This is a genomic window from Roseovarius sp. THAF8 (assembly GCF_009363735.1).
Taxonomy (GTDB): domain Bacteria; phylum Pseudomonadota; class Alphaproteobacteria; order Rhodobacterales; family Rhodobacteraceae; genus Roseovarius.
The window spans coordinates 792,038-808,230 of the sequence record NZ_CP045410.1; the positions used below are offsets into that span (position 1 = coordinate 792,038).

Annotated in this window: 15 protein-coding genes; 12 read left to right on the top strand and 3 right to left on the bottom strand. The window is 65.8% G+C overall.

Annotated features, from left to right (window positions below; genetic code table 11):
- Window positions 1–26: 26 nt before the first annotated feature.
- Window positions 27–929: a DMT family transporter gene (locus FIU85_RS03870; RefSeq protein ID WP_152495919.1), complete on the top strand. Its 903-nt coding sequence runs from the start codon at window positions 27–29 to the stop codon at window positions 927–929.
- A 10-nt stretch (window positions 930–939) separates the two neighbouring features.
- On the opposite strand, the gene FIU85_RS03875 is transcribed toward FIU85_RS03870, so the two are convergent.
- The 3 genes from FIU85_RS03875 to FIU85_RS03885 all read right to left on the bottom strand — a co-directional run bounded on the left by FIU85_RS03875 (window position 940) and on the right by FIU85_RS03885 (window position 4,523).
- Window positions 940–1,290 (bottom strand): hypothetical protein, encoded by a 351-nt coding sequence (locus FIU85_RS03875; protein WP_152495920.1) that lies wholly within the window; start codon window positions 1,288–1,290, stop codon window positions 940–942.
- A 58-nt stretch (window positions 1,291–1,348) separates the two neighbouring features.
- Window positions 1,349–2,665 carry an FAD-binding oxidoreductase gene (locus FIU85_RS03880; protein WP_152495921.1) on the bottom strand — a complete coding sequence of 439 codons (1,317 nt, stop codon included), beginning with the start codon at window positions 2,663–2,665 and terminating at the stop codon, window positions 1,349–1,351.
- Between the two features lie 100 nt (window positions 2,666–2,765).
- Complete coding sequence (locus FIU85_RS03885) at window positions 2,766–4,523, bottom strand: hypothetical protein (protein ID WP_172978788.1); 1,758 nt, start codon at window positions 4,521–4,523, stop codon at window positions 2,766–2,768.
- Between the two features lie 252 nt (window positions 4,524–4,775).
- Between FIU85_RS03885 and FIU85_RS03890 the strand changes: the two genes are divergently transcribed.
- The 11 genes from FIU85_RS03890 to FIU85_RS22485 all read left to right on the top strand — a co-directional run bounded on the left by FIU85_RS03890 (window position 4,776) and on the right by FIU85_RS22485 (window position 16,192).
- Window positions 4,776–5,801 carry a glycosyltransferase family 2 protein gene (locus tag FIU85_RS03890; RefSeq protein ID WP_152495923.1) on the top strand — a complete coding sequence of 342 codons (1,026 nt, stop codon included), beginning with the start codon at window positions 4,776–4,778 and terminating at the stop codon, window positions 5,799–5,801.
- A complete protein-coding gene (locus tag FIU85_RS03895) occupies window positions 5,798–6,199 on the top strand; it encodes a GtrA family protein (RefSeq protein ID WP_152495924.1) in 402 nt (133 codons plus the stop codon). The genes FIU85_RS03890 and FIU85_RS03895 overlap by 4 nt, the downstream gene beginning before the upstream one ends.
- 379 nt (window positions 6,200–6,578) lie before the next feature.
- Window positions 6,579–8,549, top strand: coding sequence for an acetate--CoA ligase (acs, locus tag FIU85_RS03900; protein WP_152495925.1), 1,971 nt, complete (start codon window positions 6,579–6,581; stop codon window positions 8,547–8,549).
- A gap of 2 nt (window positions 8,550–8,551) precedes the next feature.
- Entirely contained in the window at window positions 8,552–9,238 is a 687-nt protein-coding gene (locus tag FIU85_RS03905) for an adenylate kinase (RefSeq protein WP_152495926.1), read from the top strand.
- A 63-nt stretch (window positions 9,239–9,301) separates the two neighbouring features.
- Entirely contained in the window at window positions 9,302–9,562 is a 261-nt protein-coding gene (locus FIU85_RS03910; RefSeq protein WP_152475359.1) for a DUF4212 domain-containing protein, read from the top strand.
- A gap of 3 nt (window positions 9,563–9,565) precedes the next feature.
- Window positions 9,566–11,350: a sodium:solute symporter family protein gene (locus tag FIU85_RS03915; protein WP_152495927.1), complete on the top strand. Its 1,785-nt coding sequence runs from the start codon at window positions 9,566–9,568 to the stop codon at window positions 11,348–11,350.
- A gap of 105 nt (window positions 11,351–11,455) precedes the next feature.
- Entirely contained in the window at window positions 11,456–13,276 is a 1,821-nt protein-coding gene (locus tag FIU85_RS03920) for a DUF294 nucleotidyltransferase-like domain-containing protein (RefSeq protein ID WP_152495928.1), read from the top strand.
- Between the two features lie 4 nt (window positions 13,277–13,280).
- Window positions 13,281–13,799, top strand: coding sequence for a hypothetical protein (locus FIU85_RS03925; RefSeq protein WP_152495929.1), 519 nt, complete (start codon window positions 13,281–13,283; stop codon window positions 13,797–13,799).
- 1 nt (window position 13,800) lies between these two features.
- Window positions 13,801–15,222 (top strand): 3'-5' exonuclease, encoded by a 1,422-nt coding sequence (locus FIU85_RS03930; RefSeq protein WP_152495930.1) that lies wholly within the window; start codon window positions 13,801–13,803, stop codon window positions 15,220–15,222.
- Window positions 15,223–15,296: 74 nt separating this feature from the next.
- Window positions 15,297–16,073: a cobalamin-binding protein gene (locus tag FIU85_RS03935; RefSeq protein ID WP_152495931.1), complete on the top strand. Its 777-nt coding sequence runs from the start codon at window positions 15,297–15,299 to the stop codon at window positions 16,071–16,073.
- Window positions 16,070–16,192, top strand: a complete 123-nt coding sequence (locus FIU85_RS22485) for a hypothetical protein (protein ID WP_302849010.1) — start codon at window positions 16,070–16,072, stop codon at window positions 16,190–16,192. The genes FIU85_RS03935 and FIU85_RS22485 overlap by 4 nt, the downstream gene beginning before the upstream one ends.
- Window position 16,193: the final 1 nt, after the last annotated feature.

Sequence of the window (16,193 nt, forward strand, 5' to 3'; positions counted from 1 at the left end):
CCCGACCCTCTGCCACTGATCGCGCCATGACATCCCGGACCGCCCTGCCCGACGACATCCAGAACCGCACGCTCGGGCTTTTCGCCGCCTTCGGCGTCCTGGTGATCTGGTCCGGCTTCATTGTCTTCTCGCGCGCCGGCGTGCAGACGGCGCTGACGCCCGGCGATATCACCGCGCTGCGCTTCATGGTGACCGGAGTGCTGACCCTGCCCGTCGCATGGGCGTGGTGGCCGCGCCACCTGGGCCTCACCCCGATCGTTCTTATCGTGCTCTGCGGCTCCGGTGCGCTTTACGCGATGCTGGTCTACATGGGCCTCAGGTACAGCTCCGCGGCCTATGCGGGCGTTTTCACCAACGGGGCGCTGCCGTTCTTCACCGTGCTGCTGGTCACCGTCTTCACGGGGGCATTGCCCAATCGGCTGCAACTGGTCAGCCTCGTGATCGTCACCCTGGGCGCAGTCCTCGTTGCGGTCACCGGCATCCGGACCACCGGCGACGGCGCCGCGCTGGGGATCGTGCTTTTCCTGACCGCTGCGGCGATCCAGTCGATTTATATCTTCGGCGTCCGCCGCTGGCGGCTGACACCGCGACAGGCGCTGGTCGTCATCAACGTGCCCAACGCGATCGTCTTTCTGCCGTTGTGGTATTTCCTTCTACCATCCGGCCTGGCGCAGGCCGACACCGGCACAATCCTGTTCCAGGCCGCCTACCAGGGCCTGGGTCCGGGCATCCTCGCCATGGTGTGCTTCGCCATTGCCGCCAACCATCTGGGCCCGACCCACACGGCGGGCTTTTCCGCGGCCGTCCCGGCCTCTGCGACGCTTCTGGCGATCCCGGTCCTGTCGGAAATCCCCGGACCGCTGGAATGGACCGGCATCGCACTTGTCACCATCGGTCTTTTCATGCTCGTGCGGGCGCGCGACGGTTAGCGCCGGCCCCCTAGGGGCACCCGAACGGCACGAACGTACTGGCCATTCCCTCGTTCATCGTCATCTTCAGCAGGGTGTCGGCCAGCGCCCATTCCTCGGGCGTCATCGGACATATCTCGACGCGCACGGCACATTGCGCATCTATGAACTCCTGGTTGCTTGTCAGGAACGCCATCCGAAGCCCTTCCGGCCCCTGCAAGGTAATCGCGTCCCGCACGGCCTGCTGGTAGAGCTCGCATTTCCGCGCCGTCCAATCGTCCGCGAACGCCTCCGTCGCCGCCCCCTGGTCAGGCCCGGCAACCGCCAGACCCATCAGCCAGGCCAGCCAAAGGCGCGACGGCTTGATGCATGTGTTTCTCATCGCAACCGCACTTTTTGCCGGTGCGGACCCCTGCACTCGTTTCGCGGCGCGAACCTCGTCACGACCGCCGCGCCTGCCATGCCTCGGCCCGGTCCACCCAGTGACGAAAAACAAGGTCGGCGGCCTTCAGGAAATGCGGCCTGTCGAACGGATGCAGCACGTGACGCGGCAGGCGCGTTCTTGCATAAGCCGTCTCAGCGCGTGCATCCCCGACGGCCAGCCAACCCGCCTTGGCGCCAAGATACGGCGCCATCACGGTGCCCGAGCCGCTGAAGCCCATGGCGAAGCAGACGCTGTCATGTTGGCCGACATGCGGCATTTGCGCGAAACTGAACCCGGTATAGCCGCTCCAGACATGGCTCAGCTTCGCCTCTGCCAACTCGGGCCAGACCTCCACCATCGTTTGCCGTTGCCTTTGCGCCGCGATGTGCAAAGGCACGTCCCGCATGGCCGCCCGTCCGCCGAAAAGCACCCGTTTGCCATCGGGCGATATCCTGAAATAGCTGTGCCGCGCGCGGGTTTCGACCATCATGCGCCGTCCGGGTGCAAGGTGCCCGATCAGATTCTCGGGCAGTTCTTCCGTCGCAATGATGAAGCTCGGCAGCGGAAATACGCGCCGGAGGTGCCATTGAAAAGGCCGCGTCGTATAGCCGTTGGTTGCCAATACCACCTTCTCGGACCGGATCGGGCCCTTGGCTGTCTGCGCCACCAGTCGCGTGCCCTCCCGCGTCATTGCTTCGACCCGCGCGTGGCTGACGACGGGGACACCGCGCCGCCGAACCGCCTCCAGCATTCCGCGATGATACTTCGCCGGATGCAACGCCCCGTGCTGCGGAAAGAGAAGACCGCCGTGATAGAGACCCGTGTCGATCTCGCGTCCAAGGTCGGACCGCTCGACCAGTTCCACCTCCACCCGGCTTTTCTCGCGCACCTTGTCGGCCAGCCGCTTCTGCCCATCGAATTGCGAGCGCGTGTAGGCCAGTTGCACCCGGCCCGTGACCTCGAAATCGCACTGTATCTTCTCGTGCTCGATGAACGTCTTCGCCCAGTCCAGCGCGGGCGCCGCCTCGGCCAGCAGATCGTCGGCCACATCGGCGCCGAAGGCCGCCGCCATCTTGTCCCAGCTCAACCGGGGGTGCGCCCCGACCATGCCGCCATTGCGGCTCGAGGCCCCCTCGCCCGGAACGCCCGCCTCGGCCACGACCACCCTGGCGCCGCTGTCATGCGCCGCGATGGCCGCCGACAGCCCGGTATATCCCGCGCCGATGACCAGCACGTCGCAATGATCGGGCAAGCCGTCCTCGGTGGCTTCGGGCTCCACGGCCTCCCACCACCACGGACGGCCCGGGGCCGCTTCGCCTGTCCATTCGGTCATGCTCTTGCTCCTGTCGCTGGCGACAGAATGACCGGACCATGGTCAGCGTCAAGCCATGTTGCCGACATCCACCGCACCATTGCCGACCGCCATCCGCCTTTCAGCGCTCCACCCTCAGCAAAACAAGCTCCGGCGCGGGGCCGTCGACCGGCATCAGCCCCCCGGCCGCAAGCCCCCGGGCCAGCTGCGTGGCAAAGGACGTGCCGTCTCCGTAATGCGCATCCCGGCACAACAACAGGTAGTCCGCCCCGGTACGCTCCAGCGCGGCACGCAGGGTTTGCTCATCGCCATCGAACGGCACGGCACCGTTCGCGATGGCGTCCGCGCTGCGGTGATAGGGGCCGGCCAACGCCGCGTGGCCGGTCAACAGCAACAGCGGTGGCCCATAGCTGCTGGAACTCAGGATGACGCCCTCGGGCACCGAGTTCAGGCTGCGCAGGATGTGGGGTTGTCGGCACGCATCCGCATCCACAGATTGCCCGCCGGAGGCCGTCATCGTGGCGCCGGCACCGCCGCCGCCATGTGCCAGGCCATGCAGCGTCGGCGTCATCAGGGTCAGCACGACAACCAACAGCGCCGGCACCGACCCCAGCCGCCCGAAAAGGCCTTCCCTTCCCCACTCCAGCAGCGTTGCGACGACGACCCCGACCAACATCGGTATCGCCGCCGCACCCATCAATACAAGCCGGATCTGGAACAGCGCGCCGATCACGCCAAGCCAGCCAAAAAGCAGCAACACGCCCAATCTCGCCGGTGTCCCGGCGCCGGCCCTGCCCCGCAGGCTCTGCCAGCCCCAGGTCAGGCTGCCAAGCAACACGGCCATCGCCGCGGGCGCCACGAACCGGAACCCCAGGCCATTGGCCTCCCACAGGTAAGGCAAGGTCGGACGCGCCTCGATGATCCGGCCGGTTATCAGGTCCTGCACCTCTTGCGGCAGGCTGTCATAGGGTCCGCTTGCGCAGGGACCTATCAGGGGGCTCAAGGCGACGATCCCGGCCGCCGCCAGCGCCACCAGCAGCACCACGCGCAACGCCAGGTTCGGCAGGCGCGGCGACAGGGCCACCACGCCGATGCAAATCGCTGCGCCCGTCCATGCCAGCGCCAGGTAGGGCAAGGACAGTTCGTCGCATCGCGGCACCAGCCATCCGCCCGGCGCCGTTTGCCCCATGAAGAACAGCGTCGCCCCCCATGCCAGCGCCAGGCAGAAGCCGGCCACATGCCGCGCCGCGCCGTCCTGCAACATCATCGCCCGCACCGTCAGGACCAGCCCGGCCAGGGCGATCGTTATCATGGTCTCCAGCCCCACAGCCAGCGACAGCGCCGCGGCAAGGCCTCCCACTATGCCGCCGCGGGCCGAGGCGCCCGGCCAGAGCACGCTGATCAGCATCAGCGTGGTCAGCAGGATCTGCACATTGTGATGGTCGATGCGTGCGGGCGCGAAATAGGTCAGCCCCGTGGGCGGCCACAACAGCACCGCCACCACAGCCACAAGCGCCGCCATACCCCCGAAAAGCCGCCGCGCCGCCAGGCCTGTGAGCACGATCAGCGCCAGCAACAGCATTGTCGGCCAGGCCACAAGCGCAACCGCCGCCGCCTGCGCCTCGGTCATCACCAGCGACAGGGGCAGGATGATTGCCGCGATCGCAAGGTCGACATAGCGCGACCAGTGCATCTCCAGCCCCTCGGGCGGCAGCATCCGGTATTGCGTGGTGTCGTACCACCCCTGCCCCGCCAGCCAGTCGCGCACCATCAGGAAGCGCATGATGTCGTCGTTGTCCGAGACACTCAGGGTGTCTATCGGCGCCATCCCGGTCGCCATCGCCCGGAACACGACCATGCAGACCGCCAGCAGCAGCACGATTGCGAATAACCTGCTCTCTCTCGCCGTATCCTGCATCCCTCGGCCTCTCTTTTCTTGTGCTGGTCACTAACCCGACGAAGCCCCGACCGCGCAAGCCTTAATGCCCGGCCGGACGCAACACCGTCCAAAGGTGTTTCCCCTGCGCCAGAGCATTGTTTCGAAGAACCTCACAAATCCGCAGATTTGCCGCATTTTGGCCTGTTTCACCGGCTTTTCTGCATCCCGAAACCGACCGCAAGAGCGCCGCACATGTCCGTCCTTTTTCCCAGCGAATTCAACGCCGATCCGCAGGCCACCGCGGGCTCCGGCCCGCGCGTCGCCGTGCTGATCCCCTGCTTCAACGAGGCGGCCGCCATCGGCACCGTCGTGCGCGACTTCCGCGCCGCCCTTCCGCAGGCCGATATCTACGTCTACGACAACAACTCGTCCGATGGCACCGCCGAGGTCGCCGCCCGCGCCGGCGCGATCGTCCGCCGCGAACCGCGCCAGGGCAAAGGGCACGTGGTGCGCCGGATGTTCGCCGATGTAGAGGCCGACATCTTCGTGATGGTGGACGGCGACGACACCTACGACGCCACAGCAGCCCCCGCGATGGTGTCCCGGCTGGCGGATGAAGGCCTGGATCTTGTCAACGGCGTGCGGGTTGCCGGAACCGACACCGCCTACCGCCCGGGCCACAAGCTGGGGAACCAGGTCCTCTCGGGCCTCGTCCGGACGATCTTCGGTCGTGGCAGCAGCGACATGCTCTCGGGCTTCCGCGTCTTCTCGCGCCGCTTCGTCAAGACCTTCCCGATGATGTCGCGCGGCTTCGAGATCGAAACCGAACTGACCGTGCACGCGCTCGAGCTCGACATGCCCACCGCCGAGGTGCCGGGCCGCTTCAAGGACCGTCCCGACGGCTCGGAAAGCAAGCTCAACAGCATCCGCGACGGGCTGCGTATCCTCAGCACAATCACCAGGCTCCTGAAACAGGAACGCCCGTTTCTGGTATTCTCGACCATTGCCTCCGTCTTCGCGATCATGTCGCTGACACTCGCCGGCCCGGTCTTCGCCGAATATTTCGCCACCGGCCTCGTCCCGCGTCTGCCCACCGCCGTGCTGTCGGCAAGCCTGATGATCCTGGCATTCCTGATGGGGGCTGTCGGTCTCATCCTCGATACGGTCACACGCGGACGGCAGGAAGCAAAGCGGATGCAATACCTTTCGGTTCCCGGAGTGCTCGGCCTGCGCAGCGCCCGCCGCGATGAACGCGGGCCCTTGTTCACCCGGAAATGACCCGCCCCGCCCGATCCTTCGTCCGGTTTCTCGCCGTGGGCAGTGCCGGCTTCGCGATCGACGCCGGCCTGTTATGGGCGCTGATCACCCTGGGCGGCGATCCCTACCTGTCGCGGGCGGTCAGCTTTGCCGTGGCCATGACTGTTACCTGGGCGCTCAACCGGCGCTGGACATTCCGGTCAACGCGTCGGAAATCGCTGCACCACGAGTATGCCGGCTATGCGGCGGTTCAGAGCGCGGGCATAGCGGTCAACTTCGCGATCTACGCCCTGATCCTGTCTGCACTCGGCGCCACAGCCGCGACTGCCGTGGTTGCGCTGGCCGGCGGATCGGTGGTCGCACTCGCGGTCAACTATCTGGGCATGAAGCACCTGGTCTTCCGGACCGCCACCTCCTGAGCCTGTCGCGCGACAGGGGCGGCGATTGCAGCTCCGCCTTGGGACCACAGGTGATTCATCCCCCTCTGCCTTCCGTAAAGAAGCGCCCTGACAATGTGTCACAGGTTATGGGTGAGCCGTTTCAGGCGGCCGGTTGCACACAACGGCATACCCGTGCCGAAAGGCGCCCAACACTAGAGCGCGGTAAACACTCGAGAATAATCGTTCTTGTAAATTTCTTCTCAAACCATCAGCCGGGACAGGGAAATTATTTACAAATAAAAGTCAATGATCTTAATGGCTAACTATAAAATTTTACTAAACCCTTTATAACACCGCCAAAGCACGGATTGACTCGACAGGACGGCTGCGAGCGTGTCACGTGCAAAGGAGGAGACAAATGACAATGCAACCGGAAACAGAAACCCAATCCTATCCGCCGAGTTCCGATTTTGTATCCAAGGCCCATGTCGACGCGGCCAAGTACGACGAGATGTATGCGGCCTCGATCAAGGACCCCGAGGCGTTCTGGGGCGAACAGGGCAAGCGCATCGACTGGATCAAGCCTTACTCCAAGGTCAAGGACGTCGATTACACCTACGGCCAGGTCTCCATCAAGTGGTTCGAGGACGGCACGCTCAACGTCGCCGCCAACTGCATCGACCGCCACCTGGCCGAGCGCGCCGACCAGACCGCCATCATCTGGGAACCCGACGATCCCAATGACGCCGCCCAGCACATCACCTACCGCCAGCTCCATGCGGAGACCTGCCGCATGGCCAACGTGTTGAAAAACCTCGGCGTCGGCCGCGGCGACCGCGTCGTGCTCTACCTGCCGATGATCCCCGAGGCAGCCTATGCCATGCTCGCCTGTGCGCGCATCGGCGCCATCCATTCCATCGTCTTCGCCGGCTTTTCCCCCGACGCCCTCGGCGCGCGCGTCAACGGCTGCGACGCCAAGCTCGTCATCACCGCCGACACCGCCCCCCGCGGCGGACGCGTCACCAAGCTCAAGGACAACGTCAACCAGGCGCTCCTGCACGACACCACCGACGTCAAGTGCCTCGTGGTCAAGCGCACCGGCGATCCCATCGCCTGGCGCCGCGACCTTGACTTCTGGCTGCACGAAGAGGCCGAAAAGGTCGAGGACACTTGCGAGCCCGAGGAAATGAACGCCGAGGATCCGCTCTTCATCCTCTACACCTCCGGCTCCACCGGCCAGCCCAAGGGCGTCGTGCACACCACCGGCGGCTATCTCGTCTACGCCGCCATGACGCACGAGATCACCTTCGATTACCACGAGGGCGACGTCTACTGGTGCACCGCCGATGTGGGCTGGGTCACCGGCCACAGCTACATCGTTTATGGCCCGCTCGCCAACGGCGCCACCACCCTGATGTTCGAGGGCGTGCCGACCTACCCCGACGCCTCCCGCTTCTGGCAGGTCTGCGAAAAGCACAAGGTGAACCAGTTCTACACCGCCCCCACCGCCATCCGCGCCCTGATGGGCCAGGGCGACGAGTACGTCTCCAAGTGCGATCTTTCCGACCTCAAGGTCCTGGGCACCGTGGGCGAGCCGATCAACCCCGAGGCCTGGAGCTGGTACCACACCGTCGTCGGCAAGGAACGCTGCCCCATCGTCGACACCTGGTGGCAGACCGAGACGGGCGGGCACCTCATGACCCCCCTGCCCGGCGCCCATGCCACCAAGCCGGGGGCGGCGATGAAGCCCTTCTTCGGGCTGCACTTCGAGGTGCTCGATCCTGAATCGGGCAAGACGGTGGAGGGCAACCCCGCCGAGGGCGTGCTCTGCATCGCCGACAGCTGGCCGGGCCAGATGCGCACCGTCTGGGGCGACCACGAGCGCTTCATGAACACCTACTTCCAGCAGTACAAGGGCTATTACTTCACCGGCGACGGCTGCCGCCGGGACGAGGACGGCGACTACTGGATCACCGGCCGCGTCGACGACGTGATCAACGTCTCGGGCCACCGCATGGGCACGGCCGAGGTCGAATCCGCCCTCGTCGCCCACGCCAAGGTCTCCGAAGCCGCCGTGGTGGGCTACCCGCATGACATCAAGGGCCAGGGCATCTACTGCTACGTCACGCTGATGTCCGGCGAGGAACCCACCGACGAACTGCGCAAGGAACTGCAGGACTGGGTCCGCCAGGAAATCGGCCCCATCGCCAAGCCGGACCTGATCCAGTGGGCCCCCGGCCTGCCGAAAACCCGCTCCGGCAAGATCATGCGCCGCATCCTGCGCAAGATCGCCGAGGACGACTACGGCTCGCTCGGCGACACCTCAACCCTCGCAGACCCAGACGTCGTCGACGACCTCATCGACAACAGAATGAACAAGGGGGAATGATCATGGACGGCGCGAAGACACCCCGAACCGCCCCGGTCCTGATCCTGCTTGGCCCCCCGGGCGCGGGCAAGGGCACGCAGGCCCGCCTGCTGGAGGAAAAGCACGGGCTCGTCCAACTCTCCACCGGCGACCTTCTGCGCGCCGCCGTCGCCGCCGGTACGCCGGCGGGACGCGAGGCCAAGGCCGTCATGGACGCAGGCAACCTCGTCAGCGATGATATCGTCATCGCCATCCTGCGCGACCGCCTGGCCGAGCCCGACTGCGCGGGCGGCGTCATCCTCGATGGCTTTCCGCGCACGGCAGTGCAGGCAGAGGCACTCGACTCCCTGCTGGCTGAAAGCGGGCAAAAGATCGACGCCGCCATCAGCCTCGAGGTGGACGACGCGGCCATGGTCGACCGCATCTCGGGCCGCTTCACCTGCGGCGGCTGCGGCGAGGGCTATCACGACAGTTTCAAGCCCACGGCCAAGCCCGGCATCTGCGACAATTGCGGCGGCACCGACATGAAACGCCGCGCCGATGACAACGCCGAAACAGTGGCGCAACGGCTGGAGGCGTATCACGCCCAGACCGCGCCGCTGATCGAGCATTACCAATCCAAGGGCGCGCTTTCCCGCGTGCCCGCCATGGGCGCGATCGACGAGATCGCCGCCCGGCTGGACACCGTCCTGTCGCAACGGGTGGCATGACGAAACGCCGGTCGGGCCGCATGTCGCGGCCCGGCCATTTCACTAGGAGGAGGGACCCCAAACATGTCTCTGGACAAAACAAGCGCGCAGTATTGGAAAGCCAATGTGCGTCTCATCCTGATCAGCCTCGTTATCTGGGCGCTGGTCTCTTTCGGGTTCGGGATCGTCCTGCGCCCACTCATTTCGGGCATCGAGGTCGGCGGCACCGACCTTGGCTTCTGGTTCGCCCAGCAAGGCTCGATCCTCGTTTTCCTGGCGCTGATCTTTTTCTACGCCTGGCGGATGAACAAGCTCGACCGTGAATACGGCGTGGACGAGGTGTAAATCATGGATCAGTTTACTCTCAACCTGCTGTTCGTGGGCGCATCCTTCGCGCTCTATATCGGCATCGCGATCTGGGCCCGCGCGGGCTCGACCAGCGAATTCTATGCCGCCGGTCGCGGCGTGCACCCGGTCACCAACGGGATGGCCACCGCGGCCGACTGGATGTCGGCAGCGTCCTTCATCTCGATGGCGGGCCTCATCGCCTTCACCGGCTATGACAACTCCTCCTTCCTGATGGGCTGGACGGGCGGCTACGTGCTCTTGGCCCTGCTGCTGGCGCCCTACCTGCGCAAGTTCGGCAAGTTCACCGTGTCCGAGTTCATCGGCGACCGGTTCTATTCGCCCACCGCGCGCCTCGTGGCCGTGATCTGCCTGCTGGTGGCTTCCATCACCTACGTGATCGGCCAGATGCAGGGCGTGGGCATCGCCTTTGGCCGCTTCCTCGAAATCGACGCCTTCTGGGGTCTGATGATCGGGGCCTGCGTGGTGTTCGCCTACGCCGTGTTCGGCGGCATGAAGGGCGTGACCTACACCCAGGTGGCGCAATACTGCGTGCTGATCCTGGCCTACACGATCCCGGCCGTGTTCATCTCGCTGCAACTGACGGGCAACCCGATCCCGGCGCTTGGTCTTTTCGGTGACACCGCCGAAGGCGAGCCGCTGCTGGCCAAGCTGAACCAGATCGTGACCGATCTGGGCTTTGCCGAATACACGGCGGCGCACGGTTCGACCATCAACATGGTGCTCTTCACCCTGTCGCTGATGATCGGCACCGCCGGTCTGCCCCACGTCATCATGCGGTTCTTCACCGTGCCGCGCGTGTCCGACGCCCGCTGGTCCGCCGGCTGGACGCTGGTCTTCATCGCGCTGCTGTACCTGACGGCCCCGGCCGTCGGCGCGATGGCGCGGCTGAACATCTCGGAACTGATGTGGCCCAACGGCACCGACGGCGCCGCCGTCAGCGTCGAGCAGATCGAGACCGCGCCCGAATACGCCTGGATGGCCACCTGGGAACAGACCGGTCTCTTGGGTTGGGAAGACAAGAACGGCGACGGCATGATCCAGTACTACAATGATGCCAATCCGGATCTTCAGGAAAAGGCCGAGGCGAACGGCTGGGAAGGCAACGAGTTCACGAACTTCAACCGTGACATCCTCGTGCTGGCCAACCCGGAAATCGCCAACCTGCCCGGGTGGGTGATCGGCCTCGTGGCCGCCGGCGGACTTGCCGCCGCGCTCTCCACGGCGGCGGGTCTTCTGCTGGCCATTTCCTCGGCCGTCTCACACGACCTGCTGAAGGGTCAGTTGACCCCGAACATGTCCGAGAGGTCCGAGCTTATGGCGGCGCGGGTCTCGATGGCCGCCGCGATCGTGGTCGCGGTGCTTCTGGGCCTCAATCCACCGGGCTTCGCCGCCCAGACGGTGGCGCTCGCCTTCGGGCTTGCGGCGGCCTCGATCTTCCCGGCGCTGATGATGGGGATCTTCTCGACCCGCATCAACAACACCGGCGCGGTCGCGGGCATGCTGGCAGGTCTCACGGTGACGCTGCTCTACATCTTCCTGCACAAGGGTTGGTTCTTCATTCCCGACACCAACACCTTCACCGATGCCGATCCGCTTCTGGGTCCGGTCAAGTCGACCTCCTTCGGGGCGATCGGTGCCGCGGTCAACTTCGCGGTGGCGTTCTTCGTCGCCAGCATCACGAAAGAGACCCCGCAGGAGATCAAGGACCTCGTCGAAAGCGTCCGCGTCCCCCGTGGCGCCGGTGCCGCCGTCGAAGGCCACTAAGATCAACGAGTGCCCCGCCGCAATACATGCGGCGGGGCTTTCGCTTCAAATCCGGTCCGGCCCGCGCCAAGGTGGACCCGACCACCCCCTCAAGAGGCCTTGACCATGCCCCTGTCGAGCGACCTTGCGCAGTTCCTGCGCTCCGTTCACCCTTATGACAGCCTCGACGACAGCGACCTCGATGACCTGTCCACGCGCTGCGACGCCGCCGATTTTGCCGCCGGAGCGGACATCTTCAAACTGGGCGACACCGTCGACAGCCTCTACATCGTCGTCACCGGCGAGATCGAGATCTCCGACGAGGCTCACGTCCAGCTGTCCCTGCTCGGTCCCCGCAATTCTTTTGGCGAACGCGCCCTCCTGCGCGAGGATATCGCCAGTCGCACCGCCACCGCCCGCTCCGACGCCACGCTGATCGTGATGCCGGCGGACGCGCTTTTCGCCCTCATCAAATCCTCCGCCAAGGTCGCCCGCTTCTTCGACCGTCGCCGCCCGGCGCGCAGCGACCGCAAGGACCTGACCACCCTGCGCGTCTCCGAACTGATGACCCGCGACCCGCTCACCTGCACGCCCGCCACCGCGATCCGCGACGCGGCGGCGAGAATGCACGAACATCACATTTCGTCGATCTGCATCACCGAGAGCGGCGACCTGCGCGGCATCCTCACCGTGCGCGACATGAACGGCAAGGTCGTGGCTCAAGGCACCGATCCGTCGGCCCCGATCTCCAGCATCATGACCCAAAGCCCCCTGACGCTGGAACCCGATGCACTCGGCACCGACGTTTTGCACCTGATGATGGAACGCGGCATCGGCCATGTTCCTATCACCAAGGGCACCCGGCTGGTGGGCATCGTCACGCAGACCGACCTCACCCGCGTGCAGGCGCTGTCCTCGGGCGCTCTGGTGGGCCGCATCGCGCGCGCCGCCGACGCCGCTGCCATGGCCCGCGCCACCGCCGAGAACCCGCAACTCCTGGCCCAGCTTGTCGGCTCGGGCAACCGTCATGACGTGGTCACGCGGCTGATCACCGACATCGCCGACACCGTCACCCGCCGCCTGCTGACACTGGCCGAGGCGCAACTCGGCCCGGCCCCCGTCCCCTACCTCTGGCTCGCCTGCGGGTCTCAGGGTCGCCAGGAACAGACCGGCGTCTCGGATCAGGACAACTGCCTGATCCTCTCGGATGACGTGACCGACGCCCACATGCCTTACTTCGCCAGCCTCGCCAAATTCGTCAGCGACGGGCTGGACACCTGCGGCTACTTCTATTGCCCCGGCGACATGATGGCGACCAACCCGCGCTGGTGTCAGCCCCTGCGCGTCTGGCGCGGCTATTTCGACGACTGGATCGCCCGCCCGAACCCCGAGGCGCAGATGCTGGCCTCGGTCATGTTCGACCTGCGCCCCATCGGCGGCGACCCCACTCTCTTCGAATCGCTGCAAACCAACACGCTCGCAAAGGCCGCCAAAAACTCGATCTTCACCGCGCACATGATCTCCAACTCGATCAAGCACCAGCCCCCGCTGGGCCTTTTGCGCGGCCTCGCCACCATCCGCTCGGGCGAGCATCGCCGCCGCCTCGACCTCAAGCACAACGGCGTCGTGCCGATCACGGATCTGGGCCGCATATACGCACTGCAAGGCCAGCTGCGTCAGGTCAATACCCGCGCGCGGCTGGTTGCCGCACAGGTCGCCGGTCACCTCTCGACCTCGGGCGGTGCCGATCTTCTGGATGCCTACGACCTCATCGCGACAATGCGGCTCGACCACCAGGCGGCACAGGTCAAGGCGGGCGATCTGCCCGACAACTTCCTCGATCCCTCCACCCTCTCAGATTTCGAGCGCAGCCACCTGCGCGACGCCTTCGTCGTGGTCAAGACGATGCAATCCTCGGTATCGTCGGGCAAAGGCATGTTAGGGTAAGCAAATGTTCATAGAACTCCTCGCCACGATTTTCGCGGGCGTCGCCGCCGCCGGTCTTTTGATGATCGTCAACATCGCCCTGGGCCGCCGCCTGCCGCGCTGGCTCACGCCCGTGGCGGCAGGTCTCGGCATGATCGCCGCGACCATCTCCAACGAATACACCTGGTATGACCGCACCGCCGAAGCGCTGCCCGAAGGCATGCAAATCGCCGTCACGATCGACGAGCAAAGCTGGATCCGCCCTTGGACCCAGATCTGGCCCTATACCGAACGCTTCGCCGCCGTCGATACCGGCAACGCCCGGCGCAACGCCAACCAGCCCGGCCAGACCATCGCCGACATCTACTTCTTCGGCCGCTGGGCGCCGGTCAACAAGGCGCCTGTCCTCTTCGACTGCACTGCCAACCGCTCGGCCCTGCTGATCGACGGGGCCGAGTTCGCGCAAGACGGCGCCGTCACCGACGCCGACTGGCAACCCCTGCCCGAGGACGACCCGCTTCTCGGTATCGTCTGCGAGACCTGACATGCTCTCCCGCCTCAGCCTCCGCCTGCGCATCTTCCTGTTTTTCTGCCTTCTGGCGACGGGCGCGGTGGCACTGGCCGGCGCAGCGCTCTGGTTCGGCTGGTCGCGGGCCCAAGGCACGCTTCCCGCCGCGCCCTTTGTCACCGCCTTCATCGTCTTCGCACTTCTCAACACCGCGCTTCTGGCCGGTGTCTGGCTGCTGTTCGATGAAAACCTCGCCAAGCCCATCCAGATGCTCTCGACCAACCTGCGCCTGCGCGCCCATTCCGGCGTCGACAAGGACCTGTGCCCCGAAAGCACGAAATACCTCGGTGATCTCGCCACCGCCGCCGACGCCGTCACCCGCACGCTCAGCGCGGGCGTCATGGACACCGCCGCACAGGTTGCCCGCGAAACCGAACGCCTGCGCACGGAATCCAAGCGCCTGACAGCCTTGCTCACCGACATCCCCGTCGCCACGATCCTCGTGAACCCGGCCCAGGAAATCGTGCTCTACGACGGACAGGCCGCCGACATCCTCCGCCAGATCGCCCCGCCCCGCCTCAAGGCTCCGCTCGGCGACTATTTCGATGCCGCCGGCCTCGCCGCCGCCCAGGACCAAATGAGCCGGACCAAGGCCGAAATCTCCACCGAACTGCACGACCACTCCGGCGCCCGACGCTACAAGGTCCGTCTTAAACCCCTTGGCGAAGGCGGCTACATGCTCCTTCTCGACACCCAGGAAACCGAGGTCGACCCGACCAAGGCCCGCCCGCTGGTCTATGACTTCGACCTGATGGAAACCGCGCAGGCCTGCGATATCCGCGACACGCCGCTGCGGTCACTCTGCTGTGTCGCCTTCGACACCGAAACCACCGGACTTTCGCCGCAGGACGATCACGTGATCCAACTCGGTGCCGTGCGCATCCTCAATGGGCGCCTCGTCGAGGGCGAGGTCATCGACACCTATGTCGACCCCAAACGCCCGATCCCGCCCGCCTCGACGAAAATCCACCGCATCACCGACGACGACGTGCGGAACGCCCCGGATTTCGACACCGTGGGCCGCGATTTCCACCATTTCGCCCGCGACGCCGTGCTTGTCGCCCATAACGCGCCCTTCGACATCGGCTTCTTCCGCCGCTCCGCCGACCGCATGGGCGTCGCGTGGGACCACCCCGTCCTCGACACCGTGCTGCTGTCCGCCGTCGTCTTCGGCACCACCGCCGAACACTCGCTCGACGCCCTCTGCGAACGCCTCGGGATCACCATTCCACCCGACCTGCGCCACACCGCCCTCGGCGACGCGCAAGCGACGGCCGAGGCGCTGGTGAAACTCACCCCACTGCTCGAAGGCAAGGGCCTGACCACCTTCGGCCACGTCATCACCGAAACCCGCCGTCACGGCCGCCTGATCCAGGACCTCAACACCTCGCACGGCTGATCGGTGATCCGGATGGACACACCGGCCAACTGTGTTAGCACCGTGCCCGGACCCAACCGCGCGGATCACAGCCCATGAAAACCTTCCCTCCCGAACGCATCGTCTGCCTCACGGAAGAAACCGTCGAGACGCTCTACATCCTGGGCGAACAGGACCGCATCGTCGGCGTCTCGGGCTATGCCGTGCGCCCCAGGGGCGTGCGCCAGGAAAAGCCCCGCGTCTCGGCCTTCACCTCCGCCGACATCCCCAAGATCCTCGCGCTCCAGCCGGACCTCGTCCTGACCTTCTCGGACCTTCAGGCCGACATCGCCGCAGCACTTCTGCGCGAAGGCATCGCCGTCATGGGCTACAACCAGCGTGACCTGCACGGCATCCTCGCCATGATCCGCCACTTGGGCGCCACCGTCGGGCAAGAGGCCAAGGCCGCTCAACTGGTCGATCACTATCGCGACCGGCTGGCGCAGGTAGCCGCGAACGCCGCCGGCAAACCCCGCCCCCGCGTCTATTTCGAAGAATGGGACGAGCCGATGATCTCCGGGATCGGCTGGGTCTCGGACCTGATCGAGATCGCCGGCGGGCAGGACGCCTTCCCCAAACTGGCGGCCAATGACAAGGCGCGCGACCGCTTCGTCACCTCCGATCAGGTCATCGCCGCCGCCCCCGACATCATCATCGGCTCGTGGTGCGGCAAGAAGGTCCGGCCCGAGAAAATCGCCGCCCGCCCCGGATGGGACGCCATTCCCGCCGTCCGCGACAATCGCATCTTCGAGATCAAGTCGCCCCTCATCCTGCAACCCGGCCCTGCCGCGCTGACCGACGGGCTCGACGCGATCGTGGCGGCTTTGGCGTGACCCGCAAGGCCATCCTGTCAGGGAGGCCCGGTTTTGCCGCGCCGCTGACGCCGCACCGTGGCGCGACCAATCCGCGCGACGGCAAGGCCCGCACCGATTTCAGCCTGTCCCGTCCGTGAA

Coding starts and splice junctions, on each gene's coding strand:
- FIU85_RS03870 (WP_152495919.1), top strand. CDS start 27: ATGACATCCCGGACCGCCCTGCCCGACGACATCCAGAACCGCACGCTC.
- FIU85_RS03895 (WP_152495924.1), top strand. CDS start 5,798: ATGACCCGCCCCGCCCGATCCTTCGTCCGGTTTCTCGCCGTGGGCAGT.
- FIU85_RS03925 (WP_152495929.1), top strand. CDS start 13,281: ATGTTCATAGAACTCCTCGCCACGATTTTCGCGGGCGTCGCCGCCGCC.
- FIU85_RS03935 (WP_152495931.1), top strand. CDS start 15,297: ATGAAAACCTTCCCTCCCGAACGCATCGTCTGCCTCACGGAAGAAACC.
- FIU85_RS03910 (WP_152475359.1), top strand. CDS start 9,302: ATGTCTCTGGACAAAACAAGCGCGCAGTATTGGAAAGCCAATGTGCGT.
- FIU85_RS03890 (WP_152495923.1), top strand. CDS start 4,776: ATGTCCGTCCTTTTTCCCAGCGAATTCAACGCCGATCCGCAGGCCACC.
- FIU85_RS03920 (WP_152495928.1), top strand. CDS start 11,456: ATGCCCCTGTCGAGCGACCTTGCGCAGTTCCTGCGCTCCGTTCACCCT.
- FIU85_RS03930 (WP_152495930.1), top strand. CDS start 13,801: ATGCTCTCCCGCCTCAGCCTCCGCCTGCGCATCTTCCTGTTTTTCTGC.
- FIU85_RS03905 (WP_152495926.1), top strand. CDS start 8,552: ATGGACGGCGCGAAGACACCCCGAACCGCCCCGGTCCTGATCCTGCTT.
- FIU85_RS03915 (WP_152495927.1), top strand. CDS start 9,566: ATGGATCAGTTTACTCTCAACCTGCTGTTCGTGGGCGCATCCTTCGCG.
- FIU85_RS03880 (WP_152495921.1), bottom strand. CDS start 2,665: ATGACCGAATGGACAGGCGAAGCGGCCCCGGGCCGTCCGTGGTGGTGG.
- FIU85_RS03875 (WP_152495920.1), bottom strand. CDS start 1,290: ATGAGAAACACATGCATCAAGCCGTCGCGCCTTTGGCTGGCCTGGCTG.
- acs (WP_152495925.1), top strand. CDS start 6,579: ATGACAATGCAACCGGAAACAGAAACCCAATCCTATCCGCCGAGTTCC.